At 38.1% G+C, this 23,174-nt stretch carries 28 protein-coding genes; 12 read left to right on the top strand and 16 right to left on the bottom strand.

Annotation, left to right across the window (positions count from 1 at the left end):
- Window positions 1-4: 4 nt before the first annotated feature.
- Entirely contained in the window at window positions 5-664 is a 660-nt protein-coding gene (locus AADJ06_RS11990; protein ID WP_341226693.1) for a phosphatidylserine decarboxylase family protein, read from the bottom strand.
- A 106-nt stretch (window positions 665-770) separates the two neighbouring features.
- Between AADJ06_RS11990 and AADJ06_RS11985 the strand changes: the two genes are divergently transcribed.
- From AADJ06_RS11985 to corA, 4 genes are all read left to right on the top strand, one after another.
- Window positions 771-3,323 (top strand): hypothetical protein, encoded by a 2,553-nt coding sequence (locus AADJ06_RS11985; protein WP_341226692.1) that lies wholly within the window; start codon window positions 771-773, stop codon window positions 3,321-3,323.
- 120 nt (window positions 3,324-3,443) lie between these two features.
- Entirely contained in the window at window positions 3,444-4,178 is a 735-nt protein-coding gene (locus tag AADJ06_RS11980) for an ABC transporter ATP-binding protein (RefSeq protein ID WP_341226691.1), read from the top strand.
- Window positions 4,179-4,314: 136 nt separating this feature from the next.
- Window positions 4,315-4,806: a DUF2911 domain-containing protein gene (locus AADJ06_RS11975; RefSeq protein WP_341226690.1), complete on the top strand. Its 492-nt coding sequence runs from the start codon at window positions 4,315-4,317 to the stop codon at window positions 4,804-4,806.
- A gap of 106 nt (window positions 4,807-4,912) precedes the next feature.
- On the top strand, window positions 4,913-5,959 hold the full coding sequence (corA, locus tag AADJ06_RS11970; protein WP_341226689.1) for a magnesium/cobalt transporter CorA: 1,047 nt from the start codon (window positions 4,913-4,915) through the stop codon (window positions 5,957-5,959).
- 88 nt (window positions 5,960-6,047) lie between these two features.
- Here corA and AADJ06_RS11965 read toward each other — a convergent pair whose 3' ends face one another.
- Window positions 6,048-6,992: a D-2-hydroxyacid dehydrogenase gene (locus tag AADJ06_RS11965; RefSeq protein WP_341226688.1), complete on the bottom strand. Its 945-nt coding sequence runs from the start codon at window positions 6,990-6,992 to the stop codon at window positions 6,048-6,050.
- A 49-nt stretch (window positions 6,993-7,041) separates the two neighbouring features.
- Between AADJ06_RS11965 and murB the strand changes: the two genes are divergently transcribed.
- A complete protein-coding gene (gene murB / locus AADJ06_RS11960; protein ID WP_341226687.1) occupies window positions 7,042-8,061 on the top strand; it encodes a UDP-N-acetylmuramate dehydrogenase in 1,020 nt (339 codons plus the stop codon).
- Window positions 8,062-8,090: 29 nt separating this feature from the next.
- Window positions 8,091-8,684: a hypothetical protein gene (locus AADJ06_RS11955; RefSeq protein ID WP_341226686.1), complete on the top strand. Its 594-nt coding sequence runs from the start codon at window positions 8,091-8,093 to the stop codon at window positions 8,682-8,684.
- Here AADJ06_RS11955 and AADJ06_RS11950 read toward each other — a convergent pair.
- From AADJ06_RS11950 to AADJ06_RS11905, 10 genes are all read right to left on the bottom strand, one after another.
- A complete protein-coding gene (locus AADJ06_RS11950) occupies window positions 8,681-9,481 on the bottom strand; it encodes a hypothetical protein (protein WP_341226685.1) in 801 nt (266 codons plus the stop codon). The genes AADJ06_RS11955 and AADJ06_RS11950 overlap by 4 nt on opposite strands.
- 64 nt (window positions 9,482-9,545) lie before the next feature.
- Window positions 9,546-10,541 carry an anthranilate phosphoribosyltransferase gene (gene trpD / locus AADJ06_RS11945; protein WP_341226684.1) on the bottom strand — a complete coding sequence of 332 codons (996 nt, stop codon included), beginning with the start codon at window positions 10,539-10,541 and terminating at the stop codon, window positions 9,546-9,548.
- Between the two features lie 45 nt (window positions 10,542-10,586).
- Window positions 10,587-10,991 (bottom strand): putative toxin-antitoxin system toxin component, PIN family, encoded by a 405-nt coding sequence (locus tag AADJ06_RS11940; RefSeq protein ID WP_341226683.1) that lies wholly within the window; start codon window positions 10,989-10,991, stop codon window positions 10,587-10,589.
- The gene (locus AADJ06_RS11935; RefSeq protein WP_341226682.1) at window positions 10,991-11,221 is read right to left on the bottom strand and encodes a hypothetical protein; all 231 of its coding nucleotides are present in this window, start codon (window positions 11,219-11,221) and stop codon (window positions 10,991-10,993) included. The genes AADJ06_RS11940 and AADJ06_RS11935 overlap by 1 nt, the downstream gene beginning before the upstream one ends.
- 28 nt (window positions 11,222-11,249) lie before the next feature.
- On the bottom strand, window positions 11,250-11,816 hold the full coding sequence (locus tag AADJ06_RS11930; RefSeq protein ID WP_341226681.1) for an aminodeoxychorismate/anthranilate synthase component II: 567 nt from the start codon (window positions 11,814-11,816) through the stop codon (window positions 11,250-11,252).
- Window positions 11,813-12,268: a hypothetical protein gene (locus tag AADJ06_RS11925; protein ID WP_341226680.1), complete on the bottom strand. Its 456-nt coding sequence runs from the start codon at window positions 12,266-12,268 to the stop codon at window positions 11,813-11,815. The genes AADJ06_RS11930 and AADJ06_RS11925 overlap by 4 nt, the downstream gene beginning before the upstream one ends.
- 99 nt (window positions 12,269-12,367) lie before the next feature.
- Complete coding sequence (locus AADJ06_RS11920; RefSeq protein ID WP_341226679.1) at window positions 12,368-13,786, bottom strand: anthranilate synthase component I family protein; 1,419 nt, start codon at window positions 13,784-13,786, stop codon at window positions 12,368-12,370.
- 225 nt (window positions 13,787-14,011) lie between these two features.
- Complete coding sequence (locus AADJ06_RS11915) at window positions 14,012-14,257, bottom strand: hypothetical protein (RefSeq protein ID WP_341226678.1); 246 nt, start codon at window positions 14,255-14,257, stop codon at window positions 14,012-14,014.
- A gap of 87 nt (window positions 14,258-14,344) precedes the next feature.
- Entirely contained in the window at window positions 14,345-14,959 is a 615-nt protein-coding gene (locus tag AADJ06_RS11910) for a superoxide dismutase (RefSeq protein ID WP_341226677.1), read from the bottom strand.
- Between the two features lie 61 nt (window positions 14,960-15,020).
- Window positions 15,021-15,479 carry a nucleoside deaminase gene (locus AADJ06_RS11905; protein WP_341226676.1) on the bottom strand — a complete coding sequence of 153 codons (459 nt, stop codon included), beginning with the start codon at window positions 15,477-15,479 and terminating at the stop codon, window positions 15,021-15,023.
- A gap of 116 nt (window positions 15,480-15,595) precedes the next feature.
- Between AADJ06_RS11905 and nadC the strand changes: the two genes are divergently transcribed.
- The 3 genes from nadC to AADJ06_RS11890 all read left to right on the top strand — a co-directional run bounded on the left by nadC (window position 15,596) and on the right by AADJ06_RS11890 (window position 17,075).
- Window positions 15,596-16,447: a carboxylating nicotinate-nucleotide diphosphorylase gene (nadC, locus tag AADJ06_RS11900; protein WP_341226675.1), complete on the top strand. Its 852-nt coding sequence runs from the start codon at window positions 15,596-15,598 to the stop codon at window positions 16,445-16,447.
- Between the two features lie 69 nt (window positions 16,448-16,516).
- The gene (locus AADJ06_RS11895; protein WP_341226674.1) at window positions 16,517-16,792 is read left to right on the top strand and encodes a hypothetical protein; all 276 of its coding nucleotides are present in this window, start codon (window positions 16,517-16,519) and stop codon (window positions 16,790-16,792) included.
- A 25-nt stretch (window positions 16,793-16,817) separates the two neighbouring features.
- Window positions 16,818-17,075 (top strand): hypothetical protein, encoded by a 258-nt coding sequence (locus AADJ06_RS11890; protein ID WP_341226673.1) that lies wholly within the window; start codon window positions 16,818-16,820, stop codon window positions 17,073-17,075.
- Here AADJ06_RS11890 and AADJ06_RS11885 read toward each other — a convergent pair.
- Window positions 17,072-17,653: a TIGR00730 family Rossman fold protein gene (locus AADJ06_RS11885; protein WP_341226672.1), complete on the bottom strand. Its 582-nt coding sequence runs from the start codon at window positions 17,651-17,653 to the stop codon at window positions 17,072-17,074. The two genes, AADJ06_RS11890 and AADJ06_RS11885, sit on opposite strands and share 4 nt — an antisense overlap.
- Window positions 17,654-17,746: 93 nt before the next feature.
- Between AADJ06_RS11885 and AADJ06_RS11880 the strand changes: the two genes are divergently transcribed.
- Window positions 17,747-18,859 carry a Gfo/Idh/MocA family oxidoreductase gene (locus tag AADJ06_RS11880; RefSeq protein WP_341226671.1) on the top strand — a complete coding sequence of 371 codons (1,113 nt, stop codon included), beginning with the start codon at window positions 17,747-17,749 and terminating at the stop codon, window positions 18,857-18,859.
- Between the two features lie 37 nt (window positions 18,860-18,896).
- Here AADJ06_RS11880 and AADJ06_RS11875 read toward each other — a convergent pair whose 3' ends face one another.
- From AADJ06_RS11875 to AADJ06_RS11865, 3 genes are read right to left on the bottom strand one after another with little or no spacing between them, the layout of a single operon-like run.
- Window positions 18,897-19,559 carry an SCO family protein gene (locus AADJ06_RS11875; protein WP_341226670.1) on the bottom strand — a complete coding sequence of 221 codons (663 nt, stop codon included), beginning with the start codon at window positions 19,557-19,559 and terminating at the stop codon, window positions 18,897-18,899.
- The gene (locus tag AADJ06_RS11870; RefSeq protein ID WP_341226669.1) at window positions 19,540-20,103 is read right to left on the bottom strand and encodes a toxin-antitoxin system YwqK family antitoxin; all 564 of its coding nucleotides are present in this window, start codon (window positions 20,101-20,103) and stop codon (window positions 19,540-19,542) included. Before AADJ06_RS11870 ends, AADJ06_RS11875 begins: the two co-directional genes overlap by 20 nt.
- Before the next feature lie 2 nt (window positions 20,104-20,105).
- Window positions 20,106-20,852, bottom strand: coding sequence for a YHYH protein (locus tag AADJ06_RS11865; RefSeq protein ID WP_341226668.1), 747 nt, complete (start codon window positions 20,850-20,852; stop codon window positions 20,106-20,108).
- Between the two features lie 387 nt (window positions 20,853-21,239).
- On the opposite strand from AADJ06_RS11865, the gene AADJ06_RS11860 reads away from it, so the two are divergent.
- Together AADJ06_RS11860 and AADJ06_RS11855 are read left to right on the top strand one after the other, a co-directional pair.
- Entirely contained in the window at window positions 21,240-22,124 is an 885-nt protein-coding gene (locus AADJ06_RS11860) for a glycoside hydrolase family 16 protein (RefSeq protein ID WP_341226667.1), read from the top strand.
- 184 nt (window positions 22,125-22,308) lie between these two features.
- A complete protein-coding gene (locus AADJ06_RS11855; protein WP_341226666.1) occupies window positions 22,309-23,160 on the top strand; it encodes an alpha/beta hydrolase-fold protein in 852 nt (283 codons plus the stop codon).
- The last annotated feature ends 14 nt before the right edge of the window (window positions 23,161-23,174 follow it).

Here is a 23,174-nt window from a genome sequence, read left to right as displayed (position 1 = left end):
TTACTTACCCCAACTCCGCAATAACAGTCTCGCCACCCACAGGCTTGTCATCTATTTTGCAAAGGATTTTAGCGTCAAGCGGCAAGAAAATATCTACTCTTGACCCAAACTTTATAAAGCCAAACTCAGAACCTTGTGTGGCTACCTGACCTTCTTCAGCATACGTAACTATACGTCTTGCCATAGCTCCAGCTATTTGTCTAAAAAGTATTTCTGTGCCGTTTTCATGTTTTACTACTACCGTGCTACGCTCGTTTTCTGTACTTGATTTTGGATGCCATGCTACCAAATATTTACCTGCATGGTACTTACAATAACTCACCACACCAGAAAGCGGGAAGAAGTTTATGTGTACATTAATAGGCGACATAAAAATGGAAACTTGCCTTCTTGGCCCTTTGAAATATTCTGTTTCTACTACTTCTTCTATCACCACTACTTTTCCATCTGCTGGGGCAATAATGTGATTAGCATTCAAAACAGTATGCCTTGTAGGTTTCCTGAAAAACTGAAGCACCGTTACCATGATGAACAAACTAAAGGCCAACCAAAGCACTTGCAGCCAATCATTATCTGGCAGTAAAAATCTTATTATAAGATAAATAGCTACTGTGCCGAATAGCGAAATAAGTATAGTGGCTTTGCCTTCTTTATGAAGTGTCATCGTTTTGTTGGTAATTTTTATATGACAAATATAATAGGGCAATTTCGATTTATACGTTCCAACAATATTTTGGCGTTATTTGCAGAGCAAACACTATCAGATTTTGATGATTTCAAACGTGCAATTTTGGCGTATTTGGCCAAACTCTTTAAAAATAGCCCTCGGCATTTTCTTATTAATAATCATTGGTTTAGCTGGCTTAACCTCCTTTTGGGTCCTAAATGATATTGACAACTTTTACGCTTGGGACGTAGCTACCGAGCTTCACAAAAAGTTTATAGCCTCCGAGGCTTTTGTAGAAAAGGGCTTACGCTTTACTAATAATGAACTCATTTATTACCTCAAAGAATGGTATTTACCATCAGCTGGTAAGCTAAATACTTACGCTCCTTTTGTTCTAGTTTCTGCTCTTATTTTAGGGCTTAGTCTTATAACTTCCTCTCTTTCGTTTCAAAACAACCTTTGGTTTCTAGGAAGCTTAGTGATTATTGCAGCTTTTTTTATTTTAGCACGAACAGAAGTGATTTTCCAAGCTACCAATAACATTTCCTTTCTTATTGGCTTTAGCTTGGTAAGTTTAACCATATTTACATTTAACTCCTTCCTGAAAAAGACAGGCTTTTGGATTAGATTCATTTCGCTTTTATCCGTCTTTACTGGGCTCCTTTTCCTATCCATCTCTTACTCTAAGTTAAACTTCCCAATAATTTCTCTTAGTAGCTACAGCCTTTTATTCGCTTTACTATGCCTAGCTGTTTTCGTTTTTTTTATTGCTCATGAGATTGTGGTCGGTCTTATATTTACGGTGGTTAATTCTTCCGAAAAAGGAAAAAACTCTTTTAAGACCTACTTAGGCATTGACTTAATCTACCTACTAAACTGCCTGCTAATTTATTTAGAGAACATTAGGCTCATTGATGATAGTTTGATGGTAGTTAGTCCGCTTTTACTCTTTGCGGTGTCCAGTATTTTAGGTATTTGGGGTTTTAGAAAACAATGTGATGACATTGGTTTTTTCAGTTTTCAGCGAACTGGCGTTTGGCTCTACTTTGGATTGTTAATCATTTCTCTAGCTACCATAGCATACGTTTATGCTACCGCAAATGACCCTTTGATTGAACTCATTAATGATTACATAGCCATCGCCCATCTTTCTCTTGGCATAGCTTTCTTTGGACATGTTATTTTAAATTTTATTGGCGTATTTCAGAAAGGCCTTAATGCCTGCTTAGTTTTATATAAACCAAAGTTTAGTAACCTTATTTTGGCTAAAATACTAGGTGTTTTTATCATGGGGTTTTTCTTGATTCAAAAAGACATTTACGCCTATAATCAACTTAGAGCAGGCCTAAACAATGCTATCGCCGATTTTTATTTGACCGAAGGTGATAACACCGCTGCCGAAACCTATTATAAAGAATCTACCAATTATGACTTTTTCAATCATAAAGCCAATTACGCACTAGCATCAATGGCCAAAAAGGTAGGTGACGGGGTAACGGCTGCTTATTTCTTCAGACAAGCCATCCAGAAAAATCCAAGCGAGTTTGCTTATGTGGGTTTAAGTCAAAACTTAGAAAACGAAGACCTTTATTTTGATGCTCTTTTTACATTGAGAGAGGGTCTTGACAAGTTCCCAAAGAGTGCCATTTTGAAAACAAATTCCGCTCACCTTTTAGAAAAAGCAAACGCTAGAGACAGTGTTTATTTATATTTAGAAAACGCATTTCAAGACTGCCGTAAGTGTGAAACAGAGAAGGTAAACCTTCAGGCTTTTTGGATTGAAAATGCTTTGCCTTCAAAACTAGATTCGGTTAGCAACAAACTAATTGATGCATCAAACCCTTCCAATCTAGCGAATCAATTAGCCATAGGCCGAATGACTGGGAATATAGAAAACCAGTTACAATCTCTTCCGAGCGAAAGAGACTTGAATACTTCACAATTTGCCGAGATCTACAATCAAATTAGTTTGCCTGAAAACCAAATTACTGAATCGGATACTGTTTGGGATATCTATGCTAACAATCCTGCTAATTATGGTGTTAGAGAAGACCTTCTATATCTAAAAACACTTCAACTTTATAAGCAAGGAGAAAAAATAAAAGCCCTAAAACAACTTACCTATTTAGCCCAAGATAGCACCCAAACGGCTTTAATGTACCGAAGAAAACTAGGCTTATGGTATCTAAAGGAAGGGCTTTATGAAAGGTCAGTAGTATTCTTTGCCGCTTCTGGCGACCGTGCTTCTGCCCAAGTTCTAGAAGAGAATAATTTCAAAACTCATTTACAGCTAAAGCAGTTTCAGCAGGCCGAGGAATTATTACAAATAGAGCTAAATCAAGACACTTACCAAAAACTTTATAACGAAGCTCCATTTAACCCCTACTTGCTTTCAGATATTGCAGATTATTTAACCGAAAACGGAAAGGTTTCTGAGGCGTATCAGCTAGTTTTTGATGCACTTGAGTTTAATGACAGTAATATTGAACTTTGGAAAAAGTATTCACTTTTAGCCCTAAAAAATGGTGTCCCTGATTATGCCCAAAATGGACTTAATAAGTTAAAAAAGTTAATGTCTCAGGCAGACTATACCGCATTTTCAAAATCATTTATGGCGGAAAGAACGAGGCTTGAAAGAGAACGAGATACTTTTTAAAAATCCACTCAGGCAAGCTTCTTGACCATCCATCACGAAGCAGCCACATTGGTATAAAAACTTAAAAGGAACTGATGTGAAAACTTACCTTTGTATAGGTTCAAAATCATATTGCGAAGCATGAAAATAATCGAAACAGACAATATCTCTAAAAGGTACATCATGGGTACTGAAATAGTAGATGCCTTAAAAACCATCTCTATTTCTATCAATAAAGGGGAATATGTAGCTTTTATGGGTCCTTCTGGTTCCGGAAAGTCAACTTTGATGAACATTATTGGTTGTCTAGATTCGCCTACTGGCGGAAGCTACACACTAAATGGCAAAGATGTTTCTGACATGACAGAAAACGAATTGGCAGAAATTAGAAACAAAGAGATTGGTTTCGTTTTTCAAACGTTTAATCTACTGCCTCGTCAGTCTTCCCTTGAAAACGTAGCTCTACCACTTATATATGCTGGTTTTAGTAAATCTGCCCGAACAGAGAAAGCTCAAGGCGTTTTAGAAAGTGTGGGACTGGGTGACCGCTCTCATCATAAACCAAACGAACTTTCTGGTGGGCAAAGGCAGCGTGTGGCTGTAGCAAGGGCTCTTGTTAACAATCCTTCTATCTTACTAGCCGATGAACCTACTGGGAACTTGGACACCAAGACTTCTTATGAAATAATGGAGCTTTTTGAGGATATTCATGCCCAAGGTAACACCATCATCATGGTAACGCACGAAGAGGACATTGCCCAATATGCCCATAGAATAATAAGGCTTAGAGATGGACTGGTAGAGTCTGATATTAGGAACGAAAACCCTACTAACCCAAGAGAAATGGCGGCCAAGCTTGCAGCGGAGAAAGAATAGTGGTGTCTTTAAAATGGAGGTAGAAAAATCTAAAACGTTCGGAGCTACGTTAATTCAGCCATGGAAAGCATTTGGAATAGTTTTTTATTCTAGCTCATTATTAAAATCGTTCTCTTAACAATTCAAATTTATTAAAATGAAAAAATTATTGTTCTTAGCAGCCGCTCTACTTTTTATCGGCACATCGAATTCTTTCGCTCAAAAAAGTCCTAAAATGACTTTCTCTGAAGGTAATATATCTGGTACTTATGGTGCTCCTTCGGTCAAAGGTCGTGTCATTTTTGGCGACTTAGTTCCTTATAACGAAGTATGGAGAACTGGAGCCAACAATGCCACTGAAATTACTTTTGCAAAAGACGGTAGCATAGGTGGTCAGCCTGTAAAAGCTGGAACCTACACTTTATTTACCATCCCTAAAAAAGATGGCGATTGGACAGTAATATTAAACCCTACTTTAAAACAATGGGGTGCTTATAAGTATGGCGAAATTAAAGGTGCAGACTTGCCACACGTAATGGCTAAAACTTCTAAAACTGCCAGTAATGTAGAACAGATGAAAATCTCTGTAGAAGGTGGTAATTTAGTTATTGCCTGGGCCGACACAAAAGCTTCTGTGGCTGTAAAATAAGGCCATAACATTATTATAAATGAGACTTCGTCAAACGGCGAAGTCTTTTTTTATGCATTAGCATTCCAATTATTCTTGAGTAAATTTGATTCTATAAATTGTTAATATGAAGCATAAAACGAAAGTTGGACTACCCCCTGGAACCATAAAATATACTGGTAAAAAAGGTGGGACACCGCTAACACTTAACTATATAGAGTTCAATTTAGAAACTTTTCACACAGAAACATTTGAGGAAGTTCGTAAGGCTTTTATTCATAAAGCAAACGATAATTTCACACAGTGGTATGACATCAGAGGGCTCCATGATGAGGCTTTTATTCAGCAAATTGGTGACGTATTTGAGATACACTCTCTCGCCTTGGAAGATATAGCCGATGTGTATAAAAGACCCGAATATACCGAGTTTTTAAACGGACATTTTATCTCCTTAAAGTACTTGCAGTATCAAAAAGGTGAAATTCATATTCAGAACGTCTCTGTTTATTTTGACCAAGGGTTTGTCCTAACTTTCCAAGAACACGAAGATGATATTTTTGAACTCCTAAGACATAGAATTCAGAATGCTCAGGGTAAAATCAGAGCTAAAAAAGCCGATTATTTGGCTTACGCTATCATTGACTTTGTGGTTGATAATTATTTCAATGTTTTGGACGAGATAGAAATCAAAACAGAAAAATTAGAGGAAGCTCTAATGACAGATATTGACTCTTTTGAAAGGTCACAAGTATTTCCACTGAAAAAAGATTTGCTAAAAGTTAGAAAAGTGGTAGCTCCCCTAAGAGAAGCATTAAACATGTTTTCAAAATCTGACTCTGATGATATAGAGGAAAAGACGAAACTGTATGTAAGGGATGTTTATGACCATACCATCTCGGTAGTAGATAGCCTCGACACTTTACGTGATATACTTTCTGGTGTACAAGAAATTCATATTTCCGAAATGAGTATGAAAATGAACAAAGTCATGCAATTCTTAACCATTATCACAGCCATTTTTGTCCCTATAACCTTTTTGGCAGGCATTTACGGCATGAATTTCCAACACATCCCTGAGCTACAGTACAGGAACGGCTACTTTGTGCTTTTAGGGGTTATGGCGGTTGTCTCTGGTTTGATGCTACTTTATTTTAGAAGGAAGAAGTGGTTGTAAGGAGCTTCCCTTATGTAAAGCTTTTTCGATTTTCTTTACATAAGGGAATCAATATGTAAAGGAAACGGCGTTTTCTTTACATAAGCGTTTATAAGCCATTAACCACATTAACAGCCTCACCAGCCTGCCAAGCTTTGATATTATCTGTTACTATTTTGAACAGTTTTTTTCTGGCTTCTAAAGTGGCCCAGGCCACATGTGGACTAACAATTAAATTCTTCGCTCCAAAGAGCGGGTTACCGTTTGTTGGTGGTTCTTGAGAAACCACGTCAATGGCCGCTCCTGCTATAATGCCATTGTCAAGTGCTTTTCTTAAATCATCATCATTTACCAAAGGCCCTCTTCCTGTATTGACCAGAATGGCCGTTTTCTTCATTTTCGACAGACTTTCTGTATTGATAAAACCTTGATTCTCTTCTGTCAATGGGCAGTGAAGGCTAACAAAATCCGATTGACTTAAAAGTTCGTCTAAGTCTACGGTCTTGTATTTTAGATGAGGTGTATTCGATTTACGATTAACCAAAACATTCATCTCAAAAGCTTCGGCTACTTTAGCCACCTTTTCTCCAATATCTCCTATCCCAACCAAACCCAAAGTCTTTCCTGCGAGCTCTGTCAATGTATAATCATAGTAACAGAAATCTGGGCTCGCTACCCATTTATCAGGATTATTGTGTTCTGCTATTCGGTTTGTAAAACTTAACAACATGGCAAAAACATGCTGTGCTACAGACATAGAGCTATAGTTTTTAGCATTGGTCACTGGTATTCCGCGTTTTGCGGCAGCATCTAAATCTACCACATTATAACCCGTGGCAGTAACACCTATATATTTCAATTTAGATAATTGACTAATTATCTTTTCGTCAAGCACCGCTTTATTTGTCAGCACTATTTCGGCATCTTTTGCTCGCTCCAGTATTTGCTCATAAGGTGTTCTGTCGTACATTTTCAGGTTGCCAATTTGCTCTAGTTCTGATAAGTCTAGCTCCTCAGGAGTGCTAGTAAATGAATCTAAAAAAACGATATTCATGCTTTATGATTAGTCTTGGGTAAATTGCATCGAAATACTACAATGCTCAATGCCAAATATACTTAAAAATACATCTCTAAAAGCCTATAACACCTTCGGTTTAGAAGCCAATGCCAAGCTGTTTGTGGAGATAAACTCTACGAATGAACTACTCTATTTACTTGACAGCGATGAGTTTAAAGAAAATGAAATTCTGATTTTAGGCGGCGGAAGTAATGTACTATTGACACAAGATTTTGATGGCTTGGTTATCAAAAACAACATTAAGGGTATTGAGCTAATAGAAGAAACCGAAGATGAGGTAACCATTAGAGTGGGTTCTGGTGAGGTTTGGCATGCTTTTGTACTTTACTGTGTTGATAAAAATTATGGCGGTATTGAAAACCTTTCTTTGATTCCTGGCACAGTAGGTGCCGCTCCTATGCAGAACATTGGAGCCTATGGCGTGGAGATAAAAGATGTCTTTGTAGACTTAGAAGCTATTGATAGAAACACCCAGGAAATCAAAAAATTCGATAATGAAGCTTGTGATTTTGGATACCGTGAAAGTGTTTTCAAAAACATTTATAAAAATCAATATTTCATTACGCATGTTACATTCAGGCTTCAAAAGAACCCACAATTGCATCTAGAATATGGTGCTATAAAAGATACATTAAATGAATTAGAAGTGACTGAACCAAGCATACATGATGTAAGCCGAGCTGTTATAAAAATTAGGCAGTCAAAACTTCCTGACCCTGCCGAAATTGGAAATTCTGGTAGTTTCTTTAAAAATCCGGTTATTGCCAAAAGTGACTTTGAAAAACTAAAAGTTAAGTACCCCGCGATACCGTCATATCCTGTAGATGAAAACTCTGTAAAAGTACCTGCGGGCTGGCTGATAGACCAAGCAGGCTGGAAAGGTAAAACCATAGGAGAGATAGGTGTGCATAAAAATCAGGCATTAGTTTTGGTCAATTATGGTAAAGGAAAAGGTGCTGATATTCAAGCACTTTCTAAAGACATACAGGCCTCGATTCTTGAAAAATATGGCATTAATCTTCATGCCGAAGTAAATATTATCTAATTTGGTTTTAGTAACCCTCTTAACAAACAATGGAAACCTCTCATATAATTTCGGATATCATCTTAGGACTAGTTGGCGTATTTGTATTCTTCAAATACCTTTTGAAATTAGACCTTTTTGAAACATTGCTTTGGGAAGCTTTTATTCTTTCTGTCTCTATGGCGGCCTTCGCTGGGGCGGCAAAGTTTGCTGGAATTGAAAAGGCAGCACTAGTTTCTGGCTTCTTTCAAAACCTTTCTGCAACTGTAGGGGCATTAGGCTTAGTGGTGGCAGCCTGGTTTAAAATATGGGAAGACGACACCCTTGATGGCAAAATTGGCTCCATAGTTTTGGCTATTGGCTTTATCATTTTTGCCTTGCATCAAACCATCGGAATTCCTTTAGTTATTTCAATAATACCAGTAATAGCTATGATTTTAGTGGCTGCAGCAGGTGTAGCTGCTTTGCTTAAAGGACGGAGAACACTCGGAACTTGGCTGCTATTGGGTGTTCTATTTGCCGCAATGGCTACTTTCAGAGATAGTTTTGTTTCAAATCAAGAAAACGCCATTGACGTTTACCATTACCTGCTCGCTTGCAGTGTATTGTGCTTTGGATTGGCTGCTTCAAGGAGGACAGATTAGAGATAAACATATTCAATAAAATAGGTACTTAAGAGGTCTCCAACCTTCAAATCTTTAGGGAGCGTCAAACCTTCCTCCACGATTACTTCAATTTTAGTCGGTAAACCTGTATTCTCATCAAGGTTAACCTGATTCCTAACCGCAATTGGCAGTAAGCTTTTGTCAAGTAAATAGTAACGCTCAATAAGATTTTTTGACCCAATTTTTAAAGAGCTATGTAAAAAAGGAATTTTGGGGCTAATGTTGTGATTATAAACATGCCAATACTTTCTTAAGTTTTTTGGAATAATAGACTCGATTTGATAGTATTCGAACTTAAATGAAGATAAAGGGCAATCAAAACATGAAGATGAAACAACATTTTCATCTTGTAAATAATAAATGTCACCAGCAATTTCCGAAGCATTAGTTGGTTTTATCCAAATCCTACCAGATTCATTAAGTAATTCAGACGTTTTCGCGTACTCTCCCGCTTCCGATTTTTGGAATATCGCCGTCATATATCCATTGCTATCGTATTCATAGTTTTGAGTAGAAAGAACCTCTGTGGCAGAAAGTGTAGTGCCACTTACTAAGCCTTTCTCATTATAAACAAACGAAGTACTAAAAGAACCTGAAGCAGCGGTGTGCTTAAAATTCGAAATTTGATTATTTTCATCATATTCGAAAAACCATGTTTTATCTCCGTCAGTAATAACCTTTATGTAGGGGCTCTTCTCTGTAATAACATCACTTTTCTCACTACAAGAAACCGCCACAAAAGCTAGGACAAATAAGAAGTATAAAAAACGAATCATAATCAGATATTTAATACCCCAAATCTCTGACAAAGTCTAATAAAAAATCAAACAGTAGAATAAATTAAGAAACCATCTTCTTTAAAACTTCTCTTGCTCTGCCACTTTCTAAAGACTCTTTTGCTTCTGCCAAACCTTGCTCTAGCGTTATGTTTTTTGCTACGCCAAGACCAATTGCCGCATTCGCCAAAACCACCGAAGTTTGAGCCTCTGTACCTTTATTTTCAAGAATATCAAGCAACATTTTAGCAGAGTCTTCTAAACCTCCGCCGCCATAAAGCTGCTCTGCTTTAAAAGTATTTAAGCCAAAAGCCGAAGGACTGAATAGCTCTCCCTCATCAGCAGAAGGATAATGAGAAGAAAACATAAAATCGCCAGTCAATGAGATTTCGTCATAAACTGCCAAATCGAAAATAATACCGAACTGTTTATCTGTCTGGCGAAAGACCTGCTCATATAGCTCAAAAACACAGAGGTCGTAAACGCCTGTCAATTGTTTCTTTACTTCACCTGGATTTAGCAATGGCCCAAGCATGTTAAAAAAGGTTTTCATGCCTAACTCTTTCCTGATAGGTCCTACATGACGCATGGCTGGGTGAAAAAGCGGAGCGTGTAAATAACACATACCTGCCGTTTCTAATTTATCTTTAAGGTAGTCAGCATCATTTGTGAATTCTATCCCCAAATGCTCCAAAACCGTGCTGCTACCTACCGCACTACTCACACCATGGTTACCATGTTTTGCGACTTTTTGTCCCGCTCCCGCAATCACAAAAGCCGATGTGGTAGAAATATTAAAAGTGTCTTTTCCGTCGCCTCCGGTGCCACAAACATCCATAGCGTCAAAGTCGGTTAGATCTATTTTATTAGCTACCGCCAACATAGCATCTCTGAAGCCTGTCAGTTCTTCTGGTGTAATTCCTTTTTGCTGAATTCCCATCAAAAAAGCAGCCGTTTGCGAAGTGTTCACTTCACCAGCCGCTATTTTAGACAAAGCCTGAAAAGCGTCTTCTTTTGAAAGTGATTGATGTTGAATTAATTGGTTTAGATAGGTTTTCATTTAGAAAATTTATATACGGTTTTGGGTAATGTGGCAAGTATTCTTTTAGTTCAAGAATTCCTTAGGAGTCATAATATTTAGACTAGGAAATTGAATCTCTTTAAAAATATTGAAATGTTTATCAAAGGTTATTAAACAGTTGGCTCCTCCAGAAATTGCCAAATCAGAAAATTTATTATCGTCAGGGTCTTCGGTAATTAAACTCCACCTGAAATATGGTTCAGAAAGAATTGTATTTGACGCAGTAAGAAGAATTTCTAAAACAAAGCGAGCTGTATCTTCGTCAAAATATAGAGCAAGTTGTTCCTCATACTCATTAAGTATTTCAGAACTCACTAGCCAAGAGAACTGCCGTTCGATAAAAGCTTTATATATACCATGAGAAATACTCTTTTTACTTAGAGAAGCTATAAGGACATTTGTATCTATAACAACAATTGGTAGACCCATCAAGACTTCTTAGTTCGGTAGTGTCTATTTTCTAATTCTTTAAAGTCTTGCTCAGTAATTCCCTTTTCCTCAATCACTTTGTCTACATTATCCAAAAGTTTTTCAGAAAGGTACTTTACGATGATATCTTTTATTTCCAACAAGTCTTCATCCGGAATACCACGATCTATTAACCGTAAGATACTCTCCTGTAACTCATTAATTGGTCTCTCCTTTGCAATAAATGTCATACCGAAAAAATTTAATTATTACAATATACTAATTCTTCATCCAATTCTCCACCATCTTAACACCGTGCTGAGTAAGATAAGCTTCTGGGTGAAACTGTACGCCACGCACATCATACTTCTGGTGTGCTTCTGCCATTACGTAGCCATTATCATCTTTGGCGGTAATTTTTAGTTCGTTCGGCATAGAATCTGGCAACACCGTCCAGCTATGGTATCTACACACATCAAAACGGTTTGGAATGCCTTTGAAAAGTAGTTCGTTCTCGTCTATCACTTCACATGGTGTGGTAACTCCGTGGAGAACTTCGCCCATGTTTTCCAATTTACTGCCAAAAGCCTCGCCAATGGCTTGATGCCCTAAACAGACACCAAAAATACTTTTTGTGGTTTTATATTCTGCCAATAAATCCATCATGATTCCCGCTTCTTCAGGTATTCCTGGACCTGGTGAAAGCATGATTTTATCGTATTTCATAACATCTTCTACCGATATTTTGTCATTACGAAACACATCTACATCGCCACCTAATTCTTTTAAAATGTATACCAAATTGTACACAAAAGAATCATAATTATCTAGTACTAATATTTTCATTTCTTTGCTTTCTTTTTACCCTCTTCAGACATAATCCAACTTGGGTCTCTTGTTATTGTCTTTATATGTTTGGCCTTTCTGAATCTAATTGCCGACCAATCTTCATCTATTGCCACCATTCTTATGCCTTCAAAACCTAAATCTCCTAAAACCTGCCAGCCCTTATCTCTATTAAATTCACATTGATATTTCTTTGAGCTTTTCTTTGGGTAGGCAAACCAGAGCAAAGCGTCTTCTTCTGACGGTTCTACTATTTTTGGAGCCAGCTCCTTTATTTCTGAGAGCTTAGTACAAAACGTCAAACAAAAGGCAATCGTTTTTTCTGACAGACTGGTTTCCACGGCTAAGTATTTACCAAAATCCTCCATTGTTTCCCTAAACTCCGCAGGAGCACTAAGAATCAAAATAGATTCTTGCGTCTTGAAGTTCAGTTTTTTTAGTAATACGTTCATTTTGTCTTCTACTTTATATCAGTTCCCGACCCCCATGGCGACTAACTATACAACTGTCAGTTCTCCGCCTCCGGCTGACAGGGAACGAAGTCGAGAACCTCATATCCCTTCCGCCATTTCCATGGCATCTCTTAAAGCCCCCAGTTTATTACCCACTTCTGCCATTTCTAAGTCAACATTTGACTTAGCTACCACGCCCATTCCTGCTTGATAAAAAAGCGTATTGCCTTTGCTTAAAAATGTTCTAATAGCAATAGCATGGTTAAAATTACCTTTGAAATCCATAAAACCAATAGCTCCACCATAGATACCTCTATTGGTGTTTTCCAATTTATTGATAATAGTCATGGCCATGTGTTTTGGCGAGCCTGAAAGCGTACCAGCCGGGAAAGTATCAGCCACTAGCTGAAGTGGGTTTGTCCCCTTCATCATTTTGCCCGTCACTTTTGACACCAAATGGAGCACGTGGGAGTAATATTGAACCTCTTTAAAAACCTCCACTTTCACTTGTTCTGAGCTGCGACTCAAATCGTTTCTTGCCAAATCTACCAGCATCACGTGCTCGGCAGATTCTTTTGGGTCGGCATCAAGCTGCTTAGCTAATTCAGCATCTTTTACATCGTCGCCAGTTCTTTTGAAAGTACCCGCTATAGGATGAATTTCCGCACGCTCGCCGTCAATATGAATTTGCTTCTCTGGCGATGAGCCAAAAATACTATAATCTCCACCATCAAAATAAAACAGATATGGTGAAGGATTGATGCTACGCAATGCTCTGTAAACATTAAAATCATCGCCCTCAAATTTCTTAGAATACCTCCTAGAAGGCACTATTTGGAATACGTCTCCACGGTGACAATGTTTGATGCAAGTATTGATAGTTGCTCGCATTTGCTCATCAGTCACGTTGCTTTCTTCTTCGCTAGTAACTTTAAACTTCTTACTACTAAACTTCGGACTATTCACAAATATCTCGATAGTCTCTAATCCGTTTTCAACCGGGTTTTTCTCTCCTCCGTATGTATGTTCAAAAATATTCAGCTCGTTTTTGAAGTGATTTATGGCTATTACATACCTATAAACCCTGTAAATCAGAGATGGAATTTTATTCTCTTCGTTTTTTTCTTGAATCTCGATATCTTCAAAATACTGCACGGCATCATAAGCCATGTGCCCAAAAAGGCCATTGCTTATAGAGCCATTCTTACCTTCTGGAGCTTCAAACCTAGCCGCAAAACTTTTCAAAACGCCCACGGCATCTTTTCTATTTTCTAGTTTGAAGTTTTCTGTACTTCCGTCAGGGAAACTTTGTTTTACTTCGTCATTGTCAATCACAATACTTGCCACAGGGTCACAGCCTATATAGCTAAAACTGTTTTGCATGGCGTGGTAATCTGCACTTTCTAGCATAACAGAGTACTTGTACTGGTCACGAAGTCGCATAAAAATTCCAACCGGTGTCAAAGTGTCTGCCAGTTGTTTTTTAGAACGGGTGGTTATATTAAATATCTTACTCATTTTGTTTTTCTAATGTTTTTTAATTGGTCAATGGCTACGCTTTGACACAAAAAAAGCGGCCTTCTGTCAAACAGAAAGCCGCGAATATTTTTTAAGCATAGCAAACTCTGTTCAACTCGTTCGAGTAGAAAGCCACCACCAAGAATTTGTTCTGCTTTGATTGTTCATGCCGTAAAACTAGAAAGGAAAATTGAAATATCAATTATAGATTTAAAAAAAATGGAATTAAGCATTAAGTACTTTGAAAACCTCCTCCTTAGAAACAAAGTTAGTTCTATCCACTTCTCTCATACTAAGCAAAAGACCATAATCAAGCTTTTCTTCTTCGTCTAAAAGATCGAAAGCTTCTTTTCTCGTTAATTCTTTAAAGCCATTCAAAAATTGTTCAATCTCCTCTCGCTTGCCCGTTTTGTCTAAGACAGGAAGTTCTTTCAACTTAGAGCGTAATACGTCTATCAAATCTATGTCCATGAAAATAAAGCTAGTAAAATTTTGACCATTTTTCAACAAAAAAAGCCCGACCAAGGGCCGAGCTTTCATATATCTTAAGGCTTATTATTATCCCTTTGCAGCGGCATAACGCTCTTCTACTGCGTTCCAGTTTACTACAGTCCAAAACGCGTCAATGTAATCAGGACGCTTGTTTTGATACTTTAAGTAGTATGCGTGCTCCCAAACATCAAGACCTAAAATAGGAGTACATGGGCACTCAGCTACATCCATTAAAGGATTATCTTGGTTTGGAGAAGAACATACACAAAGAGAACCGTCAGCTTTAACGCCTAACCAAGCCCATCCAGAACCAAAACGTGTTCCAGCAGCTTTTTTGAATTCCGCTTTAAACTCATCTACAGAACCAAATGTTTCAATGATAGCAGCCTTTAAAGGTCCAGAAAGGTTTCCACCTACTCCCTGAGGAGCTAAGATTGACCAGAATAGAGAGTGGTTATAGTGACCTCCTCCATTGTTTCTCACTGCTGCACCACTAGCACCTGCTACAGCTAAAATTTCTTCTATAGTCTTTCCTTCTAAATCTGTACCTGCAATGGCGTTATTAAGATTATTCACATATCCGTTATGATGACGGTCGTGGTGTATCTCCATAGTCATTGCATCAAAATGAGGTTCTAATGCATCGTTTGCAAATGGTAATGCTGGAAGTTCAAAAGCCATATTATTATTATTTTAAGTTTTCTAATTTACTGTTCTAGTAGGATAACGGAATCAATGCTCATTATGTTCGCAATTGTTCAAAAAATTGCTTTATAAGCTGTTCTGACTCTGTAGCCAGCACTCCTGAGGTGATTTCCTTTTTAGCATTTATGATAGCCTTAGAATATTTTGAGTAGCCTCTTTTTACATCGTTTGCTCCAAAAATAATATGGTCTACCTGGCTCCAAGCCAAAGCTCCTGCACACATCACACAGGGCTCCAGGGTTACATAAAGCCTGCATTCTCTTAAATATTTTGCATCTAGATGATTTGCGGCTGCAGTAATTGCTAAGACCTCCGCGTGAGCTGTAACATCTTTTAGCCTTTCCGTTTGGTTATAACCTTTTCCTATAATCTGATTTTGCTCCGTTACCACTATTGCCCCTACGGGTACCTCCCTTTCTTCAAAAGCTTGATGAGCCAAGTCCATGGCTTTTGACATAAAATATTCGTGGGAAAAAAGAGGGTAAGATTGTTTCATGACTCAAAAGTATTTTAAGTCAATTTACCGACAAAGACTTTGTCATTTTTTCATAAATCAATAATTAACAGAAATCGTTTTTTTTCTACAAATTGCGAAGCAATAAAAAAGACAAAATGGAAATCAAACCAGAAGAGGTAAAAGCATTTATTCAAGCAGCATTGAGAGAAGACGTAGGCGACGGAGACCATACCTCGCTATCTACAGTTCCGGCAAATGCACAGGGCAAAGCAAAATTGTTGGTGAAAGACGATGGTATTTTAGCTGGAATAGAACTAGCCAAAGCCATTTTTAAAGAAGTAGACCCTGAACTTGAATTAGAAATTTTACTTAATGATGGTGATGAAATCAAATATGGCGACATCGCTTTTTATGTGACCGGAAAAGATCAGTCTATTCTTACCGCTGAAAGGTTAGTATTAAACTGCATGCAACGCATGAGCGGGATAGCGACTACCACAAAAGCTATTGTCAAAAAGCTAGAAGGCACTAAATGCAAAGTGCTCGATACCAGAAAAACTACGCCTAACTTCCGCTTACCAGAGAAATGGGCGGTGAAAATAGGTGGTGGTGTAAACCACAGAACTGGGCTTTATGACATGATACTTATAAAAGACAATCATGTGGATTATGCCGGTGGTATCAAAAACGCCATGCTCTCTGCCCAAAAGTACTTAAAGGACACGGGAAGAGATTTGCCTATAGAAGTAGAAGTAAGAGACTTTAAAGAGTTAGAAGAGGTTTTAGAAATAGGAGGCGTGGTAAGAATCATGCTTGACAACTTTAACTATATAGACACTAGAAAGGCCATTGCTATTATTGATGGCCGTTTTCCTGTAGAGTCCTCTGGCGGCATTACTCCTGAAACTATCCGTTCTTACGCCGACTGCGGCATTGACTATGCTTCTATGGGATATCTTACCCACAGTATCAAAAGTTTGGACTTAAGCCTAAAAGCCGTTAAATAAAACACTCACATTTTATTTGGAGGTGGGATTCATTTTAGGATAAATTTGGCTTCAAATCAATTCAAATAAATGAAAACCAAATTTCTCTCGCTTCTTCTAATAGGTACCTTAACCCTTGCTTTATCAAGTTGCAAGAAAAAAGGAGGTCCGTTGTCTTGTGCTGCCGATACTGTAAGGTATTCTGAAGACATTAGCACCTTTATAAATAACCAAACAAAAGGAAACTGCGAAGCGGTAAAAAGCTCAATAAATAAACTATATAAAAGCTGTACCGCATTGGCTGTAACCGACAGGGAAGCGTATGAAGAGTTTCAGAATGATTTTGACTGTAACGATTACAACTAACTTATCAGACTAAACTTTATTTTTCATGAAACCCGTTTTACTTTTAGGCTTATTAGCCTGCTTTTCTTTGGGCTGTAAAAAAGCTTCCGTTTTAAACCCTGCTAACAATTGTGATAAAAAAGCAGAGGATTATAGTAATGCCATATCCGTTTTTGTAAGTGCACAAACTCAAGCAAATTGTGAAACAGTAAAAACAACGTTAGAGGCTGCTGTTAAAGGCTGTACAATAGGTTTAGGTGTTGACGCTTCTACCTATGAAGATTTAGACTGTTCTCAATTCTAAATATTCTCCCTGTCTAGCCATTTTGGACTTAATTCGGGAGTATAAGCATACATTAATTCAAAAACCCCTTCAATCGAACCTGAGATTTGAACAATTTCTCGGTTCGTTTGTTTTAAAAAGCCTTCCCTAACCATTAAATCCAACTGTGCTATTAGCGGCTCATAAAAGCCATTGATATTTAAAAGGCCTACTGGCTTTTTATGTAGGCCTAACTGTGCCCAAGAAAGAATCTCAAAAAGTTCATCCATACTTCCAAAGCCACCTGGAAGCGTGATAATTCCGTCACACATCTTCTCCATAAGAGCCTTACGCTCATGCATGGTTTCCACCACATGAGTTTCAGTTAAGTTTGGGTGGCCGACCTCCATTTTATCTAAAAAGGAAGGAATTATACCAACTACCTCTCCCCCGTTCTCTAAAACCGTGTTGGCAATTGTACCCATTAAACCTAAACTACCACCACCATAAATTAGCCTAATACCTCTTTTTGCTAACTCTTTACCTAAGGCTACTGCCGTTTCTTTATAAACTGGGTTTAAACCTGGGTTTGCTCCGCAATACACCAAAACTGATTTCATGGCTGTTCTTTTTATTTTATCATCATTTGCCCAAAAATAGGCCATTATTTTTACTAATTTGTGACAGATTTCAACCTAAACAAACCCTTCGAAATGAGTATTGAAGAAAACAGACGGTCGTTTATTAAGAAAATGGGTGGTGGTGCTATAGCCCTTCCCTTCTTATCAAACAAAGGACAAACACAGCCTAGTGAAACTTATGATGGCAAAAAGTTAGGCATAGCTTTAGTGGGCCTTGGTTACTATGCCGTACATAAAATCCTTCCAGGTATTGACGAATCTCCGTATTGGGAATTAAAAGGTATAGTAACAGGAACGCCCTCAAAAATTCCTGCATTAAAAGAAAAGTATAACCTTAAGGATGAAAATATACTTAACTATGACAACTATGCTAATCTATCAAACTGCCCTGATATTGACGTAGTATATGTTTGCCTTCCAAATGGCATGCACGCCGAATACTCTATCAAGGCCGCCAATGCAGGTAAACACGTAATTACCGAAAAGCCAATGGCAAATACAGTGAAAGAGTGTATGGATATGATAAAAGCTTGTGCCGATAATAATGTAAAACTGGCGGTAGGTTATAGATGTCATTTTGAGCCTTTCAACCTAGAACTTATGCGATACGGCAGAGAAAAGACTTTTGGTAAGTTAAATTATATCCAAAGTATGTTTGGCTGGACTGCTGGCGATCCAAAAATGTGGCGTTTGAACAAAGAATTAGGCGGAGGAGGCCCTCTGATGGATGTAGGAATTTACAGCATCAATGCCGCCAGATATACCAAAGGAATGGAACCTCGCTCTGTAGTAGCTCACTTTGGCCCTGTTACCGATAAAGCTCGATTCAGCGAAGTAGAAGAATCCGTTTCATGGCACATGGAGTTTCCTGATGATACTGTTTTCACGGGCTTCACTAGTTATAATACCAACGTAGAAAAATTTCAGGCGTATGGTGATAAAGGTTGGGTAGAAATGGGCCCTGCTTTTAGCTATGGACCTATTGTAGGAAACACTTCAAAAGGTAAAATGGATATGCCAGTAGTATACCACCAAACATATCAAATGAACGGAATGGGTAAGTTATTCCTAAGCTCAGACCCTATGCCAGACCACTGCTCTGGTGTGGAAGGTTTGAAAGATATGAAAATCATTACCGCCATTTATGAGTCGGCAGAAGCTGGCGGAAAGAAAATTATGCTTTAATAAAGATACGGTAAAGACCTAAAAAACCTTTACCGTATCAAATTTCTCCTTCTAGTGTTTTTATATCAGCAATCAGCTGGTTAACTGACGTCTTATTCAGTCCGTTGTAAATTCCTCTGATGTGCTTATTTTTATCAATGAGAACAAAATTTTCCGTATGTAAGAAGTCGTCCACGGTCTTTTCTATGCCCATATTCTCTTCTACAAAATAGGCGTTCCTTCCTAAATTATAGATCTCATGCCTTTCTCCTGTCAGCAAATACCACTTCTTGCTATTTATATTTCTTTTTGCCGCATAAGCCTTTAGTTTTTCAACTGTGTCTCTGTCTGGCGTGACCGAATGAGAAATAAGCATAACTTGGTCATCATCTATAAACTCTTCTTGAAGCATTCCCATATTGTCGTTCATCTGAGGACAAATACCCGGACAGCTAGTAAAGAAGAAATTGGCTACATAAACCTTCCCTTCCAATGATTCCTGACTAACGGAGTCGCCTTCCTGATTTATTAATGAAAACGCTGGAATAACATGAAAGTCATTCAGCGAATCGGCATCCAAACTTATCCATTGAGGCGTAAAGGAAGCCTCTTCAAAATAAGGAAGCTCTTCTACCCTACTTCCATTTTGCGTCCCCTCTTCCTTACAAGAAGCTAGACCCAAGAGAATAAGAACAAGATATTTACTTCTGAACAATTTCATTTTGCAATTCATAACATAAAGCGGAACGTTTCAAGCCAAAAATCCTTCCGTTTTTAGCTTCATAATTCACATAAAGCTTCCCATTTTCCCACCAAACTTGCTGTAAGCCTTCCTCCTGACCATTGACAATATTCATTTTCTTGAAAATCTTACCACTTGGGTACCATTTCCTTTGCACTCCATGAACCACGCCATTAAGAAAATTAGATTCTGACACTAAAACACCGTCTTTAGACCATGCTTTTGACACACCTTCTCTTTTATTTGAGCTAAACTTCGCCTCATATCTTAAAGTGCCTGCCGTGTCCCATTTCTGAACTAACCCCTCTTTTTTGCCCTTATAGAAAGATTTCTTTTCTTTCAATGAACCGTCTGGATAAAGCTTTACCGCATAACCACTGTAAGCTTTGCCATCTAAAAGCCATTGACCTTTATTCTGATTCAATAGCAGTTTATCCTCCTCAATTTCAATATTTGGAACAGAAATTTCAGCAGACAGACTCTGCCATCCAAAAAGAACCCACAATGAGAAAATGGAAATCATAATCATCTTATTGAACTTGGTGTTCCTTGATAAGCTCCTGGGAAAATTATATAGTACTTATTTATATAAAGCTCGTTTTCTATGTGGTAATGATAAAGAGCTTCCGTAGAGTGCTGCGTAGTAGAAGTATGACCTCCCGACTCATCTAAGTCTGTAGGGTAAGTGCCTGTTGAGTTACATTTCCTTCCATAGATAAAAAAGCCGTCGGCAATAATTCCAACAAGGTTTTCGTCGTCTTTTGTCCAAGCTTCAGGTTCCGTATGATAATGGTATTCGGCTGGACCAATGTGGGCACCAGAATAGTCCAAACTTACTGCCGCTTGGCTTAAAGCACCATTTCCTTCTTGGTCATTAAAAATGGCAGCACCACTTACCGCAATCCCAATTGCCCCTAAACTGGTCGCTGTGGTTTTAGATGCTTTAGCAGGATTAGCTGAAACTGTTAGCGTAGCATAGCCATCATATCCTGTAAGTAGACTTGGCGTAGACACAAAGCCCTCTTGAGGTTCTACATATAAAGCATTTCCTTCACCCCAGTAAGGTGTAGTATGATTTGGCAAGCCATTGGTTTCAATAACTACATTAGAACCATCTAAATAAATGTCCGTATTGTCTTCATCGAATTCAGCAAAAGCAGCACTCAAGCTACTTGTGACATCGGCTACAGGATCTTCACTATTATCATCACAGCCTGAAAAGGTAAACAAACCCGTAAGGGCAACAGCAGTGGTTATTACTAAATTTCTCATTCTCTCTTTATTAATTATTATTCTTCTCTTAGTTAGAGGTCTTTCCTGAAAAAAACTTGCGGTAAATGCTAAAATAAAACCGAACGCATTCAAAAAGCACAACATAAACTACTTATTATAAGCACTCAACAACCTTATCTTTACAATATATATTTCACTTAAATAAAGCAATTTCACGAACACAAAGACATATTTTGTTACAATCAGCAGGGAGGTCTAGGGTAAAACGGTTTGGAGCCAAACCGTTTTACTTGCCTTTTTGGTTTGAACTTGAATCAATTTTGAAAGTCAATCATCACAACTACAGGTTTCATTAAACCATCCTTGGCTAAATTATTGCTTACCTAAAATCAGGTATACTCTATTCGACAACCTAAATTCAAAAAATTGCCAAGACTTCCATTATTCCTAATTCTTGTATTATTCAGCTGTACTGAAAAAGATGGCATTACTGTTCAGCAGGCCAAAATAATGTTTGATGATTTCAACTATGAAAGCAGTACAGACCCCGTTTTAGAAAATTTTGGATGGACCGTAAGAACAGGACGTGGTGGACCAGGAGAGTCTGGAACTACCTGGCTTGAAGAAAATATTGATTTTATTGATGACCAAGTGATTCCTGACAATAAACTACTCCGGCTCACATCTACTACGAATGGAGAAGGAAGAAATACCTATCAAGCCGAAATTTACCATACTCAAACCTATCTTGAAGGAACATACGCAGCTAGGATTCATTTTTTTGACAGTCCTTCAGAAGGTATAGATGGAGATGAGGTGAATCAAACTTTCTTTGCCATTTCCCCTTTAGAATACCCTTTAGACAGTAATTATAGTGAACTAGATTTTGCAGAATACCTTCCAAATGGCGGATGGGGTTCTGGTGAGCCTACTTTTTGGATGACCTCATGGGAAACATATCAAGAATCTCCATATATTCAAGATTCTAAAACCGATGAAATTGACGAAAGCTTTGAAGGTTGGCACACTGTTAGTGCTACCGTAGGAAATGGCGAAATTAACTATTATGTAGATGGCATATTGAGAGCCACACATGGTGGAGAATATTACCCCGAACAAGATATGAGCATCACTTTTAACCTTTGGTTTATTGCTGGTCGCCTTCTTGACGACACTAGCACCAGAAGCTACCAAGAGTTAGTAGACTGGGTATACTTCTCTGAAGATTTGGAGGTAGACCATACTCAAATTGAAAATAAAGTAGCGGAGCTCAGACAAAATAACATTATTCGCAAAGACGATTTCAAATAACTTTTTGCGAAGGTTTATTTACCCGAGACAATAGCAATTATTATACTCCTGACGTATTTTATCCACTTCATGCACTCAAAAGACTACATTCGCCTACTTAATAGTTAATGCATCTGTTTTCTTCTTAAATTTGGGTAGAACAATTTTGACGGATTCGCTGTCAAGAATTACATCAACCTACCCTATGAAAAAAATAACTTTTCTAATCGCTTTACTTTTCCCTGTGCTACTTTATGCACAGTCTGGAAAAGTGATGGACAATTTAAAAATGGACAGCAAAATCCTGAAAATGGAGCGAAATTATGCCGTCTATTTGCCACCAGGCTATGAAACTTCTGAGCGTTCTTATCCCGTATTATACTTGTTACATGGTGCCACAGATAATCATACTGGTTGGGTACAGTTTGGTGAGGTTTTACATATTACAGATAAGGCCATTCAGGAAGGAATAGCCACTCCTATGATTATCATTATGCCAGACGCCGACACCAAAGTGATGGGCTATTTTAATGTTCCTGACTATAATTATGAAGATTTTTTCTTTGAAGAATTCATCCCACATGTAGAGCAAAAATATAGAATCCGAAACACTAAGAGATTCCGTGCGGTAGCTGGACTCTCTATGGGCGGTGGCGGCTCCTTTATGTATGCACTACGCCATCCTGATATGTTTTCTTCGGCTTGTCCTTTAAGTGCTTATGTAGGCCCATTGACTTTAGAGCAAGCAGACCAAAGCATGAAAAGACGAAACCCCAACATTACAGATGCTCAGGTAAAGTCTTACTTTGAAAACTATAATGCTTTAAACCTTTTGGCAAATGCCGATGTGGAAAAAGTAAAAAGCGTAAGATGGTATATAGACTGTGGTGATGACGATTTTCTTTATGAAGGAAACTCTCTGATGCATATTGAAATGAGAAAGAAGGATATTACGCATGAATACAGAGTAAGAGACGGCGGCCACAGATGGTCTTACTGGCGTTCTGCTTTGCCTGAGGTACTAAGATTTATTTCAGACTCGTTTCATCAAAATTGACCTTACCCTCCGCC

Origin of the sequence: uncultured Arcticibacterium sp., from assembly GCF_964021845.1 — a bacterium.
Classification (GTDB): domain Bacteria; phylum Bacteroidota; class Bacteroidia; order Cytophagales; family Spirosomataceae; genus Arcticibacterium.
Note: the sequence above shows the minus strand (reverse complement) of the source record. Positions and strands in the feature narration are given on the sequence as shown.